The sequence below is a fragment of the Methyloversatilis sp. XJ19-49 genome, assembly GCF_024580145.1.
Taxonomy (GTDB): domain Bacteria; phylum Pseudomonadota; class Gammaproteobacteria; order Burkholderiales; family Rhodocyclaceae; genus Methyloversatilis.
In genome coordinates, this window is the sequence record NZ_JANINI010000004.1 from 58972 (window position 1) to 77110 (window position 18139).

General features: G+C 65.1%; 15 protein-coding genes. 5 read left to right on the plus strand and 10 right to left on the minus strand.

Going from position 1 to position 18139, the window contains the following annotated elements; translation table 11 throughout:
* Window positions 1-107 precede the first annotated feature (107 nt).
* The 3 genes from ruvA (at window position 108) to metH (ending at window position 5091) form a co-directional block, all read left to right on the plus strand.
* The gene (gene ruvA / locus NMQ16_RS06485) at window positions 108-683 is read left to right on the plus strand and encodes a Holliday junction branch migration protein RuvA (RefSeq protein WP_257079703.1); all 576 of its coding nucleotides are present in this window, start codon (window positions 108-110) and stop codon (window positions 681-683) included.
* A 127-nt stretch (window positions 684-810) separates the two neighbouring features.
* Window positions 811-1200: a c-type cytochrome gene (locus NMQ16_RS06490; RefSeq protein WP_257079704.1), complete on the plus strand. Its 390-nt coding sequence runs from the start codon at window positions 811-813 to the stop codon at window positions 1198-1200.
* Between the two features lie 207 nt (window positions 1201-1407).
* Window positions 1408-5091: a methionine synthase gene (metH, locus tag NMQ16_RS06495; RefSeq protein WP_257079705.1), complete on the plus strand. Its 3684-nt coding sequence runs from the start codon at window positions 1408-1410 to the stop codon at window positions 5089-5091.
* A 37-nt stretch (window positions 5092-5128) separates the two neighbouring features.
* On the opposite strand, the gene NMQ16_RS06500 is transcribed toward metH, so the two are convergent.
* The 3 genes from NMQ16_RS06500 to NMQ16_RS06510 form a co-directional block, all read right to left on the minus strand.
* Window positions 5129-5704, minus strand: coding sequence for a 3'-5' exonuclease (locus NMQ16_RS06500; RefSeq protein ID WP_257079706.1), 576 nt, complete (start codon window positions 5702-5704; stop codon window positions 5129-5131).
* Between the two features lie 462 nt (window positions 5705-6166).
* Window positions 6167-6787, minus strand: a complete 621-nt coding sequence (gene ycaC / locus NMQ16_RS06505) for an isochorismate family cysteine hydrolase YcaC (RefSeq protein ID WP_257079707.1) — start codon at window positions 6785-6787, stop codon at window positions 6167-6169.
* Between the two features lie 90 nt (window positions 6788-6877).
* Window positions 6878-7747, minus strand: a complete 870-nt coding sequence (locus NMQ16_RS06510) for a pirin family protein (protein WP_257079708.1) — start codon at window positions 7745-7747, stop codon at window positions 6878-6880.
* A gap of 148 nt (window positions 7748-7895) precedes the next feature.
* Here NMQ16_RS06510 and NMQ16_RS06515 point away from each other — a divergent pair, with 148 nt between their 5' ends.
* Window positions 7896-8873 (plus strand): LysR family transcriptional regulator, encoded by a 978-nt coding sequence (locus NMQ16_RS06515; RefSeq protein ID WP_306441721.1) that lies wholly within the window; start codon window positions 7896-7898, stop codon window positions 8871-8873.
* Here NMQ16_RS06515 and NMQ16_RS06520 read toward each other — a convergent pair.
* From NMQ16_RS06520 to NMQ16_RS06550, 7 genes are all read right to left on the minus strand, one after another.
* Entirely contained in the window at window positions 8852-11044 is a 2193-nt protein-coding gene (locus NMQ16_RS06520; protein WP_257079710.1) for an exonuclease domain-containing protein, read from the minus strand. The two genes, NMQ16_RS06515 and NMQ16_RS06520, sit on opposite strands and share 22 nt — an antisense overlap.
* Window positions 11041-11415 carry a response regulator transcription factor gene (locus NMQ16_RS06525; protein ID WP_257079711.1) on the minus strand — a complete coding sequence of 125 codons (375 nt, stop codon included), beginning with the start codon at window positions 11413-11415 and terminating at the stop codon, window positions 11041-11043. Before NMQ16_RS06525 ends, NMQ16_RS06520 begins: the two co-directional genes overlap by 4 nt.
* Before the next feature lie 114 nt (window positions 11416-11529).
* Window positions 11530-11883: a hypothetical protein gene (locus tag NMQ16_RS06530; RefSeq protein ID WP_257079712.1), complete on the minus strand. Its 354-nt coding sequence runs from the start codon at window positions 11881-11883 to the stop codon at window positions 11530-11532.
* Between the two features lie 144 nt (window positions 11884-12027).
* The gene (locus NMQ16_RS06535; RefSeq protein WP_257079713.1) at window positions 12028-13833 is read right to left on the minus strand and encodes a sodium:solute symporter family protein; all 1806 of its coding nucleotides are present in this window, start codon (window positions 13831-13833) and stop codon (window positions 12028-12030) included.
* A gap of 4 nt (window positions 13834-13837) precedes the next feature.
* A complete protein-coding gene (locus tag NMQ16_RS06540; RefSeq protein ID WP_257079714.1) occupies window positions 13838-14092 on the minus strand; it encodes a DUF4212 domain-containing protein in 255 nt (84 codons plus the stop codon).
* A 211-nt stretch (window positions 14093-14303) separates the two neighbouring features.
* The gene (locus tag NMQ16_RS06545) at window positions 14304-14978 is read right to left on the minus strand and encodes a response regulator transcription factor (protein WP_257079715.1); all 675 of its coding nucleotides are present in this window, start codon (window positions 14976-14978) and stop codon (window positions 14304-14306) included.
* The gene (locus NMQ16_RS06550) at window positions 14975-16606 is read right to left on the minus strand and encodes a cell wall metabolism sensor histidine kinase WalK (protein ID WP_257079716.1); all 1632 of its coding nucleotides are present in this window, start codon (window positions 16604-16606) and stop codon (window positions 14975-14977) included. The genes NMQ16_RS06545 and NMQ16_RS06550 overlap by 4 nt, the downstream gene beginning before the upstream one ends.
* 454 nt (window positions 16607-17060) lie before the next feature.
* On the opposite strand from NMQ16_RS06550, the gene NMQ16_RS06555 reads away from it, so the two are divergent.
* Window positions 17061-18128, plus strand: coding sequence for a DUF1611 domain-containing protein (locus NMQ16_RS06555; protein WP_257079719.1), 1068 nt, complete (start codon window positions 17061-17063; stop codon window positions 18126-18128).
* Window positions 18129-18139: the final 11 nt, after the last annotated feature.

The window sequence follows — 18139 nt, forward strand, 5'->3', positions numbered from 1 at the left end:
CCGGGGCGGTCGCTCGCCTACAATCGCGGCATTCACGGGGACGCGCACGCTTGCGACCAGGCATGCATGCGGAGCGCCCCCCGGTCACCCCTGATTCCGGAGTCCCCATGATCGGTCGCCTCACCGGCACGCTGCTTGAGAAGAACCCGCCGCGCATCCTGCTTGACGTGCAGGGCGTGGGGTACGAAGTCGATGTGCCGATGAGCACCTTCTACAACCTGCCGGCGGTCGGTGAGCGGGTGACGCTGCACACCCACTTCGTGGTGCGGGAAGACGGACACTTCCTGTTCGGCTTTGCGTCGCCGGCCGAGCAGGCGGCCTTTCGCCAGCTGGTGAAGATCACCGGCATCGGGCCGCGCATGGCGCTGGCCGTGCTGTCCGGCATGTCGGTGGATGAACTGGCGCGCGTGGTGGCCATGCAGGAAGCCGGGCGACTGACCAAGATCCCCGGCATCGGCAAGAAGACCGCCGAACGGCTGCTGCTGGAGTTGCGCGACAAGCTGCTGCCGACCGCCTCGCTGGCCAGCGCCGTGGCACCCGACGCCGGCGCCGACATCCTGAATGCGCTGATGGCGCTCGGCTACAGCGAGCGCGAAGCGCAGTCTGCGCTGCGCACGCTGCCCGAGGGCGTGGGCGTGTCGGACGGCATCCGGCAGGCCTTGAAGGCCTTGTCGAAGGCTTGAGTGGCGGTTTCACCACGCGCCGCTGTTGCGGCGCAACATCAGTTTGATGTGCATCAATCCTGCGGTCAGGCGCCGGTCGTAGCGTGTACGCATCGTTACGAAGCCTTCAACCATCAGGAGTTTCATCATGCACATCGTCCACACCGCACTGGCTGCCGGCCTCGTGTCGCTCAGCCTGATCAGCACGCCTGCGCTGGCCGATCCGGCGAAAGATACCGCCATGCTCAAGCTGGCCGCCAGCAGCGGCTGCACCGTCTGTCACAGCGTGGAACCTGCAGCCAAGGCCGACGGCAGTGTGCCGGTCGGCCCGCCGTGGCGCGACGTCGCGTCGCGCTACTACGGCGTCAAGGATGCGCAGACCACGCTGACGCAGATCGTCATGCACGGCTCCAGCCCGTATTCCAGCCACTGGAAGGGCAAGGTCGGTGGACTGGCGATGCCGCCGAATGAGGTCGCCATCAGCGAAGCCGATGCGAAAAAGCTGGTCGGCTGGATCCTTTCGCTCGATGTTAGATAGGTCCGCTTGACTTGATGCGCACACGCTTTTAATGTGCGCACTCGCGCCGATTTGAGCAAAAGCTTGCGGGCGCGTTACAAAGAGAGTCCCGACCCGTCGGTACGCTTCCTGCGTTCGACGGGTTTTTGCATTGGTGCCGCCATGATGGCGTGACGTCATTGCCTTGACCCTCTGCAGTGCCGACCGCCCCGCACCACGGAGACCCAGATGATTCGCCCCGACTGCACCGACCTGCTCAAAAGCCTGATGACCCGCCGCATCCTGATCCTGGATGGCGCGATGGGCACCATGGTGCAGCGGCACAAACTGGTCGAGGCGGACTATCGCGGTGAGCGCTTCACGCATCATCCGAAAGATCTGAAGGGCAACAACGATCTGCTGCTGTTGACGCGGCCCGACGTGATCCGCGGCATCCACGCCGCCTATCTGGAAGCCGGCGCGGACATCATCGAAACAAATACCTTCAACGCCACCGTGATTTCGCAGGCCGAATATGGCCTGGAGTCGGTAGTGCACGAAATCAATTTCAACGGCGCCCGCCTGGCGCGTGAGGTGTGCGACGAATACACGGCGAAAGACCCGGGCAAGCCGCGCTTCGTCGCCGGCGTGCTCGGCCCGACTTCGCGCACCTGCTCGCTGTCGCCCGACGTGAATGACCCGGGCTACCGCAACGTGAGTTTCGACCAGCTGGTGGATGACTACGTCGCCTCCGCGCGCGGCCTGACCGAAGGCGGCGCCGACCTGCTGCTGATCGAAACCATCTTCGACACGCTGAACGCCAAGGCCGCCATTTTCGCGGTCGAGAAGTTCTTCGACGAAGCAGGCCGCCGCTGGCCGGTCATGATTTCCGGCACCATCACCGACGCGTCCGGCCGCACATTGTCCGGCCAGACCGGCGAGGCGTTCTGGAACTCGCTGCGCCACGCCAATCCGATTTCGTTCGGCTTCAACTGCGCGCTCGGCCCGAAGGAACTGCGGCCGCACGTCGAAGAGCTGTCGCGCATCGCCGACACACACGTGTCGGCGCACCCGAACGCCGGCCTGCCGAATGCCTTCGGCGAGTACGACGAATCGCCGGCCGACATGGTGAAGCACATCGCCGAGTGGGCGAAATCCGGCTTCCTGAACATCGTCGGCGGCTGCTGCGGCACCACGCCTGACCACATCCGCGCGTTCGCCGAAGCCATGGAAGGCATCGCGCCGCGCCGCGTGCCGGAGATCGAACGCAAGCTGCGCCTGTCCGGGCTGGAGGCCTTCAACGTCGGTGCCGACGCGCTGTTCGTGAACGTCGGCGAGCGCACCAACGTCACCGGCTCGAAGGCCTTCGCGCGCATGATTCTCGAAGGCCGCTTCGACGACGCGCTGGCAGTCGCCCGCCAGCAGGTCGAAAACGGCGCCCAGGTCATCGACATCAACATGGACGAGGCGATGCTCGATTCGGTCGCCGCGATGGACCGCTTCCTGAAGCTGATCGCCTCCGAACCCGACATTTCGCGCGTGCCCATCATGCTCGATTCGTCGAAGTGGACGGTCATCGAAGCTGGCCTGAAGTGCATCCAGGGCAAGGGCGTCATCAATTCGATCTCAATGAAGGAAGGCGAAGCCGAATTCCTGCGTCAGGCGAAGCTGGCGCGCCGTTACGGCGCAGCGGTCATCGTCATGGCCTTCGATGAAAAGGGCCAGGCCGACACCTATGCGCGCAAGACCGAAATCTGCCAGCGCGCCTACACGCTGCTGACCGAAACGGTGGGCTTTCCGCCGGAAGACATCATCTTCGACCCGAACATCTTCGCCATCGCCACCGGTATCGCCGAGCACGACAACTACGCGGTCGATTACATCGAGGCGGTCGGCTGGATCAAGCAGAACCTGCCGTACGCCAAGACCTCGGGCGGCGTGTCGAACGTCAGTTTTTCGTTCCGCGGCAACGACCCGGTGCGCGAAGCCATCCACACGGTGTTCCTGTACCACGCGATCCGCAACGGCCTGTCGATGGGCATCGTCAACGCCGGCCAGCTCGGCGTGTATGAAGACATTCCGCAGTCGCTGCGCGACAAGGTCGAGGACGTGGTGCTCAACCGCAGCCCGGGGGCCGGCGAGGCGCTGGTCGAATTCGCCATCACGGTGAAGGGTTCGGCGCGCGAGAACGAGAAGGATCTGGCCTGGCGCGAGTGGCCGGTCGACAAGCGGCTGGAGCACGCGCTGGTCAAGGGCATCACCGAATTCGTCGTCGACGACACCGAAGAGGTGCGCGCGCGTCTCGAAGCCGAAGGCAAGCCGCCGCTGGCCGTGATCGAAGGCCCGCTGATGGCCGGCATGAACCACGTCGGCGACCTGTTCGGCGCCGGCAAGATGTTCCTGCCGCAGGTGGTGAAATCGGCGCGCGTCATGAAGCAGGCGGTGGCTCACCTGCAGCCCTACATCGAAGCATCGAAGAAGGTCGGCGAAACCAAGGGCCGCGTCGTCATGGCGACCGTGAAGGGCGATGTGCACGACATCGGCAAGAACATCGTCGGCGTGGTGCTGGGCTGCAATGGCTATGAAGTGATCGACCTCGGCGTCATGGTGTCGTGCGAGAAGATTCTCGCCGCCGCACGCGAGCACAAGGCGAACGTGATCGGCCTGTCCGGCCTGATCACGCCGTCGCTCGAGGAAATGAGCCATGTCGCGTCGGAAATGAAGCGCGAAGGCTTCGACATTCCGCTGCTGATCGGCGGCGCGACCACGTCGCGCGCGCACACCGCGATCAAGATCGCACCGTTCTACGACCATCCGGTCGTGTACGTGCCCGACGCCTCGCGCGCGGTCGGCGTGGCGACCAGCCTGCTGTCGATCGACCAGCGCGCCGGCTTCGCCGCCGACGTGGCCGCCGACTACGTGAAGATCCGCGAACAGCACGCCGCCAAGAAGGGGCAGAAGCTGGTGTCGCTGAACGAGGCGCGCGGCAACGCCTACTGCTGCGGCTGGGGCAGTGACGTCATTCCCGTGCGTCCGTCGAAGACCGGCCGCCAGGTCATCGTCGACCAGGACCTCGCGGCGCTGGTCGACTACATCGACTGGAGCCCGTTCTTCCAGACCTGGGAGCTGTCGGGTCCGTATCCGGCCATCCTCGACGACGCCGTGGTCGGCGACGAGGCGCGCAAGCTGCTGGTCGACGCGCAGGCCATGCTGCAGCGGATCATCGACGAAAAGTGGCTGACCGCTCGCGCCGTGTTCGGCGTGTGGCCGGCCAACAGCAACGGTGACGACATCGAGTTCTATACCGACGACACGCGCCTGAACACGGCGATGGTGTGGCACAACCTGCGCCAGCAGCACGAACGCCCGGCCGGCAAGCCGCACTTCTGCCTGTCCGACTTCGTCGCGCCGCGCGACAGCCGCGTGGCCGACTGGGCGGGCGCCTTCGTCGTGACCGCCGGCATCGGCATCGAAACGAAGCTGGCCGAATTCGCGAAGACCCACGACGACTACAGCAGCATCATGCTGAAGTCTCTGGCCGACCGGCTGGCCGAAGCCTTCGCCGAGTATCTGCACGCGCGCGTGCGGCGCGAGGACTGGGGCTACGCCGCCGACGAGACGCTCGACAACGCTGCACTGATCGCCGAAAGGTATCGTGGCATCCGCCCGGCGCCGGGCTACCCGGCCTGCCCCGACCACACCGAAAAGGGCGACCTGTTCAAACTGCTCGATGTCGAAGCGGCCATCGGTGTGTCGCTGACTGAAAGCTACGCCATGTTTCCGACCGCTGCGGTCAGCGGTTTCTACCTGGCGCACCCTGACGCGCAGTACTTCGCGATCACCAAGGTCGGCCCCGACCAGGTCGCCGATCTGGCGGCGCGCAAGGGCCTGCCCGAGCCGGTGATGAAGCGCTGGCTGGCGCCGGTGCTGTAGGGCGACGCCAACCGCTGCGTCTCGCTGAATGCGGGCTTCAGCCGCGGAACAGCGGATCGTCCGCCGGCAGCTGCAGCGCCTCGAACACCTTCAGCGCCGCCCAGGCGTCGTTCGCGGCGTACAGCACCTGAGCCGGCGTGAGCACCGGCAGCGACCAGTTCGACGTGGTCACCGACTTCGACTTGCGGAAGTTCTGCCCCAGCACGACACCGACCGCCGCGCGCACGCCGATCGAGTTGTTGTAGCCCTGCTTGCGGAACACGCGGTCCAGATCGACCAGTCCGCGCGGCACCACACCCAGCTTGGCCAGCACCTGCGAGCGGTCCGACGACAGGCCGAAGCCGATCTTCAGCACCTCTTCGTCATGCAGCAGCTCGGCCAGCACCGGCCAGCAGTCGCGATGATGCAGCTGGAACACGTACGCACGATCGGTCAGCGCGAACTGCACCACATGCGGGCCGCTGCTCACCTCGCCCGGCTTGAAGGTGGGTTTCGACTCGGTGTCGAAGCCGACCTGCCGCGCCGCGCGGATGTCGGCCGCCGCCGCCGCAAAGGCAGCCGGCGTCGCCGGCACATGGATGCAGTCCGGCGGCACGCCGGGAAATACGGGCAACAGATCGGTTTCCGCTTTCGAAGGGGCGGTTTTTCGCATCGCGGTGGTTTCGGGTTCGCCGGGGATGGGGCGGGGGGATGATCGCTCAGTCCGGCGGATTGCGACAGCACGGCCGGATTCCACCCGTGGTGATCCGGTGAGAGCGACCTCTGGGGGAGCGACGGCCTGTTGGTGCGGCGGCCTGTGGGAGCGGCGGCCTGTGGGAGCGGCGGCCTGTGGGAGCGGCGGCCTCGCCGCGATCGGCGCGTTGATCAACGATCATCGCGGCATCAATCGCGGCGAGGCCGCCGCTCCCACAGGGACAGTGCCCACAGGGACAGTGCCCACAGGGACAGTGCCCACAGGGACAGTGCCCACAGGGACAGTGCCCACAAGGGCACTCCCCACAGGGGCAGCCTCACAGGGATAACGCCCACACAGCCTGCACGGCTCGCGAGCGCATGTCTCTGCGCCGGAGTGCCTTCAGCCCTTCAGCGCCGCGTAGCTGGTCATCAGGTTGCGGTAGTCGGGGATGTGGTTGGACAGCAGCGTGGCCAGGCCTTCGACGTCGTTGCGCCAGTCGCGGTGCAGTTCGCAGGCCACGCCGAACCAGTTGATCAGTTGCGCGCCGGCCTGCGACATGCGGTCCCAGGCGGAATGGCGGGCGATGTCGTTGAAGGTGCCGGAGGCGTCGGTGACGACGAACACGTCGAACCCTTCCTCGATCGCCGACAGCGCCGGGAAGGCGACGCACACTTCGGTGACCACGCCGGCGATGATGAGCTGCTTGCGACCGGTGGCCTTGATCGCCTTGACGAAGTCCTCGTTGTCCCAGGCGTTTATTTGCCCTGGCCGAGCAACGTAGGGCGCGTCCGGGAACATCTCCTTCAGCTCCGGCATCAGCGGGCCGTTCGGGCCCTGTTCGAAGCTGGTGGTCAGGATGGTCGGCAGCTTGAAGTACTTCGCCAGGTCGGCGGTGGCCAGCACGTTGTTGCGGAACTTGTCCGGATCGATGTCGCGCACCAGCGACAGCAGGCCGGCCTGGTGGTCCACCAGCAGCATCACGGCGTTGTCCTTGTCCAGCTTCCTGTAGGGCGTGTTCATGTCATTCTCCTTGCGGTTGAGGGCCGTCAGCCTGCAAGGCGTCCGGCGGTGAGAACCCTGCGCGCCCGGTGCGCGCAGGGGTGAAATGGATCAGGTGGTCGCGGCTGCCTCGAAACGCCCGCTGTTGAAGTCCTCGATCGCCTCGCGGATTTCGTCCTTCGTGTTCATCACGAAGGGGCCGTAGCCGGCGATCGGTTCGTCGATGGGTTCGCCGGCCAGCAGCAGCACGCTGGCGTCGCTGTCTGCGGCGATCGAGAAGGTGCTGCCCTCGCGGTGGTACAGCGCCATCTGCGCCTCGCGCACCGGCTGGCTGCCGTTGGCGCGGATCAGGCCGTGCAGCACCACCAGCGCCAGCGTGTGGCCGTCCGGCACAGTCAGTTCGACGTTCGCACCGGCCTTCAGCTTCAGGTCCCACACATCGACCGGCGTGAAGGTGCGGGCCGGGCCGCGATGGCCGAGATACTCGCCGGCGATGACGCGCAGATGTCCCGCGCCCCCGGGCAGTTCGACCACCGGAATGTCGGTCTTCGCCAGATGCTGGTAGCCCGGCGTGGCGCGCTTGTCGCGCGCCGGCAGGTTCACCCACAGCTGCACCATTTCCAGCGGACCGCCGCGGCGGGTGAATTCGGGCGAGTGGAATTCCTCGTGGATGATGCCGGCACCGGCGGTCATCCACTGCACATCGCCCGGGCCGATGACGCCGCCGGCGCCGGTCGAATCCTGATGCGCCACCTCGCCGGCATAGACGATGGTGACCGTTTCGAAGCCGCGGTGCGGATGGCGGCCGACGCCGCGCGGCGTGTCCGACGGCTCGAATTCGGCCGGGCCGGCATAGTCGAGCAGCAGGAAGGGGCTGACGTGACGGCCCATCGAGTCATACGAAAACAGCGAACGCACCGGAAAGCCGTCGCCGACCCAGTGACCTTTCGGTGCGCTGTACAGACCTGAAATCTTCTTCATGGTGTTTCTCCCGTTCGTTGGCAGCGTTCCGTCGGAAGGGTGCTGCGTTGAGGTGAATACTAGATTCAGGACAATCGATGCACTAGATGGCAAAATGGCACTTCAGCGTTCCATTGGTGGAACGATGGAAGGTGCGATGGCCACTGCAATGCAGGATCTGAACGATCTGTACTTCTTCACCCGGGTGGTCGAGCACGGCGGCTTCGCGCCGGCCGCGCGCGCACTCGACCTGCACAAGTCGAAACTGAGCCGGCGCATCGCGCTGCTCGAAGAGCGCCTCGGTGTACGCCTGATCCAGCGCTCGACGCGGCGCTTCGCGGTGACCGAGATCGGGCAGGCCTACTACGGGCATTGCGTGGCGATGCGGGTCGAAGCCGAGGCGGCGCAGGAGGCGGTCGAGCGCACGCGCGCCGAGCCGCAGGGCATCGTGCGGCTGGCCTGCCCGACCGCGCTGCTCGAATACCAGGTGGCGGACATCCTGTCGCGCTACATGGCCGAGTGCCCGCGCGTGCAGATCCACGTCGAAAGCACGAACCGCCGCGTGGACGTGATCCGCGAAGGATTCGACCTCGCCATCCGGGTGCGCTTTCCGCCGCTGGAAGACACCGATCTCGTGATGAAGGTGCTGGGCGACAGCCACCAGCGGCTGGTCGCACACCCGCGGCTGGTCGAGCCGCTGGCCGGCCAGTGCGTGCCGGCCGACCTGTCGGCGCTGCCGAGCGTCGCCTGGGGGCCGGCGCAGCGCGACCACCGCTGGAATCTGCAGGGGCCGGACGGTGCCAGCGCCCAGGTGGTGCACACGCCCCGGCTGGTCACCGACGACCTGTCGGCACTGCGCAGCGCCGCATTGCACGGCGTCGGGGTCGCGCAGCTGCCGACCATGATGGTGCGCGACGATATCGAAGCGGGCCGCCTGATCGACGTGCTGCCGCACTGGGCACCGCGCAGCGGCATCGCGCACGTGGTGTTTCCATCGCGCCGCGGCCTGCTGCCGGCGGTACGCGGGCTGGTGGACGCGTTGAGTCAGGGCTATGTGGTGGCCGATGCGCCCGACCCGCGCGCGACGCATCCGCCCGCAACTCCGACCGCCGTTCCGACGACCGATCAGTACTTCAACCGCGCGTAATAGGTCTGCTGCGCCGCTTCGCGTGCTTCGCCCAGCGTGTGGATGCCCTTTTCCGCGAGCAGCGGAATCAGGCGCAGGAACACCTCGGCGGTGACGATGGCGTCACCGAGCGCGGTGTGGCGGCCGATGACGGTGATGTTGAAGCGTTCGGCGATGGCCTCGAGCCGGTGCGATTCCTGATTCGGGTGCACCAGCGCCGACAGCAGCAGCGTGTCCAGCACCGGCTGTTCGAAGCGCAGGCCGGTGGCCGCTTCCTTCAGTTGCAGGAAGCGCATGTCGAAGGCGGCGTTGTGCGCGACCAGTACGGTGTCCTGCGCGAACGCATGGAAGGCCGGCAGCACGGCGGCGATGGTCGGCTGACCGTCCACCTGGTTCTGCGTGATGCCATGGATCGGGATCGATGCTGCAGGAATCGGCCGCTGCGGGTCGACCAGCTGTTCGAAGCTTTCCTGCCGCAGCAGCTTGCCATTGACGATGCGCGCCGCGCCGATCTGGATGATTTCGTCACCACCGCCCGGGTTCAGTCCGGTGGTTTCGGTGTCGAACACCGTGTAGGTGAGTTCGGTGAGCAGACGGTCGGCCAGCGCGCAGCCGGATTCGCTGGTCTGGAACAGATCGAAGTCGTAATACTCGGGCCGGCTGCCGAGCGGGAACAATTCGGCCGCGTCGAGCTGTTCCCGCTCGCTCGCCAGCGGCAGCAGGAAGCGGAAGAAAGCGCGGTGACGCACCCGCTCGCGCTCCAGCCAGAATTCACCGCCGTGCCGTTCCACCACGTCGCGCACCGACAGCGGCGAGCGTTCGCCGCCGCTGACCATGTCGTCCATCTGCCAGCCCATGATGGTTTCGGTGCTCATGGTCTGGCCCTGCCAGATCAGGTCGAGGTGGGCCCGCCCGGCCTGCGCCGCGCGACCCAGGCGCAGGCTCACGCTGCGGATGTCGTACTCGTCGGCCAGCCGCTCGGCCAGCGAGGCCAGCGCCTGCAGCAGCGAAAAGCTGTCCACCTTGAGCCACAGCGCGCCGCCGCCTTCATCGCCTTCTTCGATCCCGGCGCGCAGCCTGCCCGGCACGTCGATGCGCCGCTGCGCCGCCGACAGCAGGTCTTCGCCCAGCATGTCTTCCAGCGGCCAGCGCGTCTTGATCCCTTTTGCGGCGTTGTCGGCCAGCGTATGCAGGCGCGCGCCCATCGCGCCGATCTCGTCGCGGATCACCGTCTGGAAGCGCTCGCGCATCGCCGGCTCGAGATCGGGCAGGTCGAGCATGTCGATCGCCGCCTGCATGCTGGCGAGCGACCCGCGGCTGCCTTCGGTCAGCGCGAGCAGCAACGCGTCGCGCGCCGATTCTTCTTCGAACTCACGCGTGATGTTGTCCAGCATCAGCACGAAACCGGTGATCGAGGCGCCGTCGCCGTCATCAGGCGCACGGGTGACCGCGGTCATCTGGGCGCGCAGCAACTGGCCGGCGCGCGTGGTGGTGACGAACTGCGCCGACGGACTGACCACGCCGCGCTGCCGGCGCTGCTGGATGTTCTCCAGCGCGTGCGCCACCCGCTTGCGGTCGAACACTGTGTAGATCGAGCGCCCGAGGCCGATCAGTTCGGCGCCCGAGGCAACGCCGGGCGCATCCGACAGCGCGCGGAACTGCAGCCGGGCGCGCGTGTTGTACAGCAGGATGCGGCCGTCGAGGTTGCACACCACGACGCTCTGCGTCAGTTCCGACATCAGCGCGGCGAGCCGGCTGCGCTCCTGGTCGATCGAGCGGCTCGCCTCCCGCACCTGCTGTGCGACGTCGGCGCGCAGGGCGTCGCGTTGCTGCGCCAGCGCAAGGATGACCTCGCCCAGCGCGCGGTTGTCGGGTGTGCCTTGCGCGGTCGGCGCGCGTGTCGCGTCGGTGCCGAGCAGCGTGCGGGCTTCTTCGAGCAGGCGCGCCGGCGGTTTGATGTAATGGCGCACCAGCGCGTTGAGGCCGGGTGCAACGCCGAGCAGCACGAACAGCAGCGTCAGGCCGCCCAGCGCCGCCATGCTGTCGGCAAGCTCACCGAGCGCGCTGCGGCCGGCCGGCTCCAGCGTCGACCAGACCAGGGCGGCGGTGACCGCCGCCCACAGCAGCATGACGCCGCCCAGCGCAGCCAGTGCCAGCAGCACGCGCCGATCCGGCCGGTTGCGCGGATTCACGCGGTGACTTCGAGCAGGGCGCGCACCTGCTGCTGCAGCGCCCGGGTGGTACAGGGTTTGGTCAGGTAGGCATCGGCGCCGAGCGCGAGGCCCTTGGCGATGTCGGTGTCGCGACCCTTCGCGCTCAGCAGCACGATGCGCGGTCCGGACGGCGCGTCCTGCGCGCGCAGCGCCTGGCAGACGTCGAAGCTGCTGTGGCCGGCGGCATTCAGGTCGAGCAGAACGAGCTCGGGCGGCTGCACCGCGACGGCGGCCAGCGTGGCCTCGCCATCCTGTGTGACCGAAACGTCGAAGCCTTCGCGCCGGAACATGAATTCCAGCGACATCCGCATATTGGGGTCGTCGACCGCAATCAGGATGCGATGCGTCATCGTGATCTCCTCCTTCTGCAGCCCGCGCGGGGTCCGGCGGGCCTCTTGTAGGCTGCACTCTAGCCGTCGGGACAGGCCGGCGCCTTGCGCTGGATCAGACCCGGTGCTGTCGGCTCAGGCCGTCTTCTTTCCGGTCTGCAGGTGGGCGTGCCGGCTGAGCGCAAAGCTGGCGAAGAACTTGCACCAGATGGTCGAGCCGGCGATGGCCGACCAGACTTCATACGACAGCGAACCGCTGACCACGCCGAGGATGACGAACACCACGACGATGCCGGCCACCAGATTGATCGTCATTTCATACGGTGCCCAGCGCACGGCGTCGGCCGGCGGCTCGCCGCGCTTGATCGCCACTTCCGAGAAATCGCGTTTGACCATGATGCGCCAGGCGCGGCGCAGCCAGAAAAAAGCCATCGGGAACAGCGCGAGAAACAATATCCACGTCATTGCGACGCTGATGTCGAAAACCATGTCGGGCTCCTGACCTGCTCCGCCGGCAGGCCTGCGCGGCGGATGCGGGAGAAAAAAGGCCCCGCCGGCAGGACCGGCGAGGCCTCACATTAAACCATCAGTCCGCGCGGCGGGCCGATGGTCCGGTCAGCATGAACCGCGTGCTCAGTGCGCGCCGTCCACCGCCTTGGAACCGCGCGGGATGCGCACGGCTTCGACCATGTGCTGGATGTGCTCCGGCGGCTCCTTGGTCACCTTGTCCACCGCGAAGGCAACGATGAAGTTGACCAGCGCGCCGATGGCACCGAAGGCTTCCGGCGTGATGCCGAAGAAGCTGTTCGCGCCGCCGATCATGTCGACGTACTCGGTGCCCTTCACGAAGAAGATGCCCTTGTGCGCGAACACGTAGAACAGCGTGACGGCCAGACCCGACAGCATGCCGGCGATGGCGCCTTCCTTGTTCATCTTCTTCGAGAAGATGCCCATCATGATGGCCGGGAACAGCGACGATGCCGCGATACCGAAAGCCAGGGCCACCGTACCGGCCGCGAACCCGGGTGGGTTCAGACCGAGCCAGCCCGAAATCACGATGGCCACCGCCATGGCGATCTTGCCGGCCAGCAGCTCGTTCTTCTCGCTGATGTCAGGAACGAAGATGTTCTTGATCAGGTCGTGCGACACGGCGGACGAGATGGCCATCAGCAGGCCGGCAGCGGTCGACAGCGCCGCAGCCAGACCACCCGCAGCCACCAGTGCGATCACCCAGTTGGGCAGCAGCGCGATTTCCGGATTGGCCAGCACGATGATGTCGGCGTTAACCGTCAGTTCGTTGCCCTTCCAGCCGGCCGCTTCGGCCTTCGCCGCCGCTTCTTCGCTCTTCGGCTTGTCGTTGTAGTACTGGATGCGACCGTCGCCGTTCTTGTCCTCGAACTTCAGCAGGCCGGTCTTTTCCCAGCGCTTCATCCAGTCCGGACGATCATCGGCCTTGATGCTCGACTCTTCGGCGTACAGGTCACCGCCCTTGACGACAGCCGTATTGACCGTGCCGTGCAGGTTGAGCTTGGCCATCGCCGCGACAGCCGGAGCGGTCGTGTAGAGAATGGCGATGAACACCAGCGCCCAGCCGGCCGAGCTGCGTGCGTCCTTGACCGTCGGAACGGTGAAGAATCGCATGATCACGTGCGGCAGACCGGCGGTACCGATCATCAGCGACAGCGTGTACACGAACATGTTGAGCGTCGAGCCCGCCGTGGTCGTGGTGTATTGGCCGAAGCCCAGATCGGTCACTACCATGTCGAGCTTGCTCAGCAGCGACACGTCGGTACCCACCATGTTCGAACCCAGGCCCAGTTGCGGGATCGGCATGCCGGTGAGCTGCAGCGAAATGAAGATGGCCGGCACCGTGTAGGCCAGGATCAGCACGATGTATTGCGCGACCTGCGTGTAGGTGATGCCCTTCATGCCGCCGAACACGGCGTACAGAAACACGATGCCCATGCCGACATAGATGCCCGTTTCGGACGACACGCCGAGGAAGCGCGAGAACGCCACGCCCACACCGGTCATCTGGCCGATGATGTACGTGATCGATGCAGTCAGCAGGCAGATCACGGCCACCATCGAGGCCGACTTCGAGTAGAAGCGGTCGCCGATGAACTGCGGCACCGTGAATTTGCCGAACTTGCGCAGGTACGGCGCAAGCAGCATGGCCAGCAGCACGTAACCGCCGGTCCAGCCCATCAGGAACAGACCGCCGCCGTAACCCATGTTGGAAATCAGGCCGGCCATCGAAATGAAGGACGCAGCCGACATCCAGTCAGCCGCAGTCGCCATGCCGTTGGTGACCGGGTGCACGCTGCCGCCGGCAGCGTAGAACTCGCTCGTCGATCCTGCACGAGCCCAGATGGCGATGCCGATGTAGAGCGCGAAGCTCAGGCCGACACCGATGTAGATGGTTGTTTGCAGATCCATGGCATCAATCCTCGTGTACGTCGAACTGACGGTCAATGTCGCCCATCTTCTTGGCGTAATAGAAGATCAGCGCGATGAAGACGTAGATCGAGCCCTGCTGTGCAAACCAGAATCCGAGCGGATAGCCGCCCAGCTTGATGCCGTTGAGTGCGTCCGCGAACAGGACGCCGGCGCCGAACGACACCACGAACCAGACGATCAGGATCTTGGTGAGCAGGCCCAATGTGGCTTGCCAGTAGCCACTGTTACCTTTTTCCATGGGTGTTTCTCCTCCGATGTTTTTTGAACTACCCGGCTCCGCGGCTGTTGTGCCGGAGCTTTTCTGACCGTGATGCCGGGCGCCCTTTACTGCTGCGTGCCGGATACTAGGGCGCTTACCTTACGGCAAGCTTATGCGGTCAATACCGCCGAAATACTACGTGGCGTGTGGGGCGCAGCCCATCGAGGGAGGCGGCCGGACGCCTGCGCGGTTATCGTCCGAGGCGGTAGCCGAGGCCGCGTACGGTCTGGAGTTCGTCGCCCAGCGGCCCGAGTTTCTTGCGCAGGCGGCCGATATAGACATCGACGACATTGGTCAGCGGATCCTTCTGGGCGCCCCAGATCGCGTTGAGGATGCGTTCCCGGGCGAAGACCTTGCCCTGGTTGGACAGGAAGAGCGCCATGATTTCCCTTTCGCGGGACGTCATGTCGACTTCCTCACCTTCGATGGAGAGGATGGCCGAGCGGGTGTCGAGTCGCAGCCCCTTGAATTCGAGTACATGCACATCGCCCGCGCCGCGGAAGGCGTTCGCGCGCCGCACCATGGCCTTGATGCGCGCCACCAGTTCGTCGAAGTTGAAAGGTTTGGGCAGATAGTCGTCGGCCCCGACGTGCAGGCCTTCGATGCGGTCCTTCATCGAATCCAGTGCGCTCAGCATCAGCACCGGCATGAAATGGCTGCGCGCGCGCATGCGTCGACAGGTTTCCTGTCCGCTGATGCCGGGCAGCATCAGGTCGAGCAGCACGATGTCGAAACCGGTCTGTGCCAGCAGTTCGAGCCCGCGCTCGCCGTCGCCGGCACAGGTGACGGTCCAGCCTTCTGATTGCAGGCCGCGCACGATGAAGTCCGCGACGCGCGTTTCGTCTTCCACCAGCAATATGTTCATGCAAGAAACTCCGGCTTCGGCCCGAAGGGCAGGGTGATGTCCACAAGCAGCCCGCCGCTGGGCGCGTCGCCGAGCGTGATCTGTCCGCAATGGGCGTGGACGATGGATTGAGCGACCGGCAGGCCGAGCCCTGCGCCTTCGCTGTAGCGCGCGGCAGCATTCGAGCCGCGAAAGAAGCGCATGAATGCAAACTGCTTTTCGTCGTCGGTCATGCCGGGGCCGTCGTCTTCGACCTGCAGCCGGTAACCGTGGTGAAACTCGGCCAGCCGGACGCGAACGGCCTGGCCGCCGTGGTTGCGTGCGTTCTGCAGCAGTATCAGCAGCACCTGCCTGAGGCGTCCGGGGTCGCCGATCATCGGCGCCGGTTCGATCTCCTTGATCACGGTGGTGTCGCGACCGAAGTAGCGCGTCACCTCATCGACGATCGTGCCCAGGTCGATCACCTCCTCCTTCAAGGCGAGTTCGCCGCTTTCTGCACGCGCCACCAGCAGAAGGTCATCGACCAGTCGAGCCGTGTGGCTGGCCGCGTCGCGGGTACGTTCCAGGGCTTCGCGGTAGGGCGCCGCACCGGTGTCGTGGCTGCGCAATGCCACATCGGCTTCGCCCTTGATGATGGTCAGCGGCGTACGCAGTTCGTGACTCACGTCGGCGATCATCTGCTTGCGGGCTTCTTCGGAACGTTTCAGCTCCCTGAACAGCTGCTCCAGCTGTTCGGTGCGCTGATCGACGACCCGCGTCAGACTCATCTTCTGCAGTTCGAGCGAGTGGGTCTGCTCGGCCAGCCGCTCGGCCATGACGTCGAACTCAGCACCCAGGCTCGAAATCTCGTCGCGGCCCTTCAATTCGACACGGGTATGGATATCGCCTTCGGCGAACCGCCTCACCCCTTCGGCCAGCCGCTCCACGGGCTCGGTGATCAGCCGCTTGAATCGGTGGGCGCCATAAACGGCCGTACCCAGCGCAGTGAGCGCGCACAGCACGACGAGCGACTGTTGCAATTGCACTTGTCGATGGGCCGCTTCCCGCGCGCGCAGCACCTCAGCAGATTCGCCTGCTATCACATCGCGAATCAACTGACTGAAACCGAGGTCGATATCCGCATTGAGGATGCGCGACACCTCACTCCAGTTCGTGCGCAGGTTGCCGCTCACCCGGCGTTCGGCGAGCTTCTCCAGCGATGCGGTCAGGTGATTGACCCTTGTCTCGATCTCCGCAAGCTTCTCCAGTTCCGTGTGCTCATCGTTCTGCCGCGCCTGCAGGAATTTCATTTCGGCGCGAATCGCGGTTCGCGCCCGTTCAATATCCTGTTGAATCGAACGACTCAATAGCCGTGTTTCAGCCGATATATCCTGATTGCCGATCAGCAATGCGTCGCCGAATTGCTTGAACAATTGATAGGTGTGGCTCTCGATCAGCAGAAAATCGTCCAGAACCTGATGAGAAAGAGTCAGTCGCTGAATGTGATAATTGCTCTTCTGAATGCTCCACGCGGCCAGCATCGAGCTGCCGGTGCTGAGAATGATGAAGATCAGGAAGTAGATCCTGATGCGGGATACCAGCGTCAATTCGCAATGCTCCGAATGTTTCATGCCAGCCCGAATGGCCGGGTCTGCACTTCTGCGGATCATCCAGATTTCTGTAGGACAGTCCGCAATCCCTTTTCCAGTGAAGCTATCGCCAGCTTGGCATCGGCTCGGTCAAAGCGTATGTAGGACTGCGCTGACAGGTGTGTAGCCCGGAACGGACAAGCTCGATGAGCCCCGTATCAAGCCATTCTTCAGTTCTGAAGAATTCGGGAATTATTCCCGAATAAACCGCTTTGAACGAATGTTCTAAGCCGTGTATTCGATCTCGGCCGGCACGGCCATCCGGGCGCAAGGAACTTCATTTTTGTGAAATTCGAGGTGTGAATTCAGAAAGCCAGCCCGCAGTGTGAATTATTTCCGAAATTTATATTTCTTTCATGATCGGGTCAGGTCCCGTTAATTTTCGCTACAGTCGCCCGACAGATCGCTTCTCCAGAATGAGTCTTGTCAAGTACTGCGAAGGCATTTGCCGGCAGTCATTTCCTGGAGAGCGACAATGCAAATCATCGATATCACAGCTGGAACGATTCCGTCTGGCACAAAATGGGCCTTCACCACCCGCCGCGTCAATCTTGCCGACGTCGCCGGCCTGTCGAAGAACTTCGACGCCGCGATGCCGGGTGATCTGGTGCTCGGGCGCATCACGCAGATTGGACAGCACAAGAACATCCATCTGGCGCGTGGCCGGGCGTCACAGACCCATGTCGGCGACCATGTCGTGATGGTCTTGGGTGATCGCTACGCGCCAGACCAGTTCGAGGGATTTGCGGAGATCAACCCCGCTGGCTGCGATGTGGTCGCTGCCGGCGGCATCATCGGGCGCGTGGTGCAGGCGCACGACCGCATGTCGGCGCCCACGCGCATTGCACCGCTCGGCCTGCTGACGGACAGCGAGGGCGACGTGATCAACGTGGTGTCCTACCAGCTGCCGCGCGCCTTCATTCCCGACGATGTGACCGTGCTGGGGGTATTCGGCACTTCGATGAATGCCGGCAAGACCACCGCGGCCGCAGCCTTGGCGCACGGACTGTTGCGCGGCGGCCACGCCGTGGCGGCCGTGAAGGCGACCGGCACCGGCGCCATCGCCGACTACAACACCTTTGCCGATGCGGGCGTGCCGATACTCGACTTCACCGACGCCGGCATGGCCACGACCTACCGCATGCCACTCGAGCGCATCGAGTGTGCATTCGAGACACTGGTCGGTACCGCCGCGCTGCGCGGCGCCCGCGTGGTCGTGGTGGAGTTCGCCGACGGCGTGTTCCAGAAGGAAACCCATGCCGTGCTGGCGGGCTCGACCATCCGCGAACGCATCGATGGCTTCGTGTTCGCAGCGGGCGATGCGGCGGGCGCCGTCGGCGGCGTGCTGACGGCGCGTACGCTCGGCATCGAGCCCTTCCTGCTGTCCGGCCTGCTGTCATGTTCGCCGCTGGGCAAGCGTGAAGCGCAGGCGGCGCTGGGTATCCCCATCCTGACGCGCGCGCAGTTGCTCGATCCGAAGGTGGTGAGCAGCGTCGTGGCGTCGCGTCTGCGCCAGCCGGTCAGCCAGCGGAGCGCCGCATGAAGCCGGCCCGC